The 2,005-nt window shown below is 46.3% G+C and carries 1 protein-coding gene; it reads left to right on the forward strand.

Annotated features, from left to right (window positions below; genetic code table 11):
* Window positions 1-244: 244 nt before the first annotated feature.
* Entirely contained in the window at window positions 245-1,774 is a 1,530-nt protein-coding gene (locus ACED46_RS21775) for an IS66 family transposase (RefSeq protein WP_371722439.1), read from the forward strand.
* Window positions 1,775-2,005: the final 231 nt, after the last annotated feature.

The raw sequence follows: 2,005 nt of genomic DNA on the forward strand, positions 1-2,005 counted from the left end.
AAAGGTTACGACGTTCGTTTCGATGATTGAATGTGTCGATTTAAAGACGCTTACAGTACAAGTGGCCATCAAAAGAGAAAAACGAGGTTTTTGCTCTAACTCAATTCGAGCTTGACAGACTGCTTTCAGGCTTCACAATTATCGGTCATAAACCCGTTCGAATAAACGATTTCACAATGACTTAATCGATAATAAAGCCTTATCCACCAAGCGTTAATGGCATGATTTTAGTATAATAAATGCCATGAAAAAGATGCCAAATATCAACCCAGAAAGTCAAAATATTGCCGAGCTACAAGCGATGGTGAAAGCATTAATGGCGTCAGAAAGCCAATTGAAACAAGAGCGTCAGTCGCTACTCGAACAGCTCAAGCTTGCCTTCGACCGCCAGTTCGCTAAACGCTCGGAGGCGTTAAAGCCTTACGATGAATCGCAAGGTGACCTCTTCAACGAAGTGGAATGTGAAGCCGCAAAGGAAGAAGAAGTTGAGGTCACGACGACCACCACAACGAAGAAGCGTGGGAAACGTAAGCCACTTCCAAAGACCTTGCCTCGTGAAGTTATCGAACTTGATCTAGCCAACCATGAAAAGCAGTGCGCTTGCTGCCAACATAGTCTGCATAAAATCAGTGAAGACCGCAGTGAGAAACTTGAGTTCTCACCAGCCGTGCTCAAAGTGCTGGAATATGTTCGTCCTAAATATGCTTGTCGTCAGTGCGAGCAAACTGAAGACAACAGTCGTATCGTTCAAAAGCCAGCACCACAAAGCATTATCCCTAAAAGCTTCGCGACAGAAAGCTTGCTGACCAACATCATCCTTGGTAAATACCAATACGCAATGCCACTTTATCGCCAAGAATCGCTATTTACTCAGTCGGGTATCGAGCTATCACGAACCACGATGGCAAGGTGGATTATCCAAGTCAGTGAGAAGTTCGCCCCACTCTATGCCGCCCTAAAGCACCACCTACTTCAGCAAGTGGTGGTACAGGCGGATGAAACGCCGCTCAATGTCCTCAAAGAAGATAAACAGTGTTATATGTGGCTTTACTGCTCGGGTGCAGACTCGCCCGACGCTGCACTGCCGAATGTGAAGAATATCGCCTTGTACGACTATCAAAACAGTCGTGCGAGGACATGCCCTGTTGCCTTCTTGGGGGATTACAGTAGTTATCTGCAAACCGATGGCTATGGTGCTTATGATGGTCTTCATCAGGTAACCAATGTTGGCTGCTTGGCGCATGCACGGCGTAAGTTCATGGATGCTAAGAAGCTTCAAGGCAAAGGTAAGTCAGGCAAAGCAGACAAAGCGCTGGCTAAAATCCAGAAGCTCTATGGGATAGAATCCCGCTTAAAAGGTGCATCTGTCGAAACACGAAAAGCAGAGCGTCAAGCGCATGCCAAGCCTATATTGGATGAGCTTTACCAATGGATGGTGACCCAGAAAGTGATAGGCTCTAGCCCATTAGGCAAAGCGATAAAATACGCGCTCGGGCAGGGGCCTAAACTCATTCGTTATATCGACGATGGTCACTTATCTATCGATAATAATCGCGCTGAACGCGCAATTAAGCCGCTGGTTATTGGGAGAAAGAACTGGCTCTTCTCGACCACTCCGAATGGAGCTGAAGCGAGCGCGATGCTTTACAGTATCGTCGAGACAGCGAAAGCCAACGGCCTTATCCTTTACGACTACATGGTCAAGTGCATGAAAGAGCTAGCAAAAGCAGAGCCAGACATCGATGCACTCCTACCTTGGAACTTCAAATATTAACAAGGTCGCCCCGTGGGTTCGTGGGGCGTTTACTAACGTTCGTTAGCTTAGCAGCGTATGTATCAATTAGATTATGCGCTAATAAAACCAATACCAAGCTAGAGTTTCGGTATACCCCCCTCTCATTTCCGAATTTCCTTGCCTATCATCTGTACGTTTGCTTGTTTCAAGATCCTCTTGAGCTATTGTCAAATGTGGTGTATGGAGATCATGCAGTAGCCTGTTGATGAG

This window comes from Vibrio sp. 1S139 (assembly GCF_041439475.1).
Taxonomy (GTDB): domain Bacteria; phylum Pseudomonadota; class Gammaproteobacteria; order Enterobacterales; family Vibrionaceae; genus Vibrio; species Vibrio crassostreae_C.

What these genes read in the sequence shown, in the direction of transcription:
- ACED46_RS21775 (WP_371722439.1), top strand. Translation starts at nt 245, where the DNA reads ATGAAAAAGATGCCAAATATCAACCCAGAAAGTCAAAATATTGCCGAG.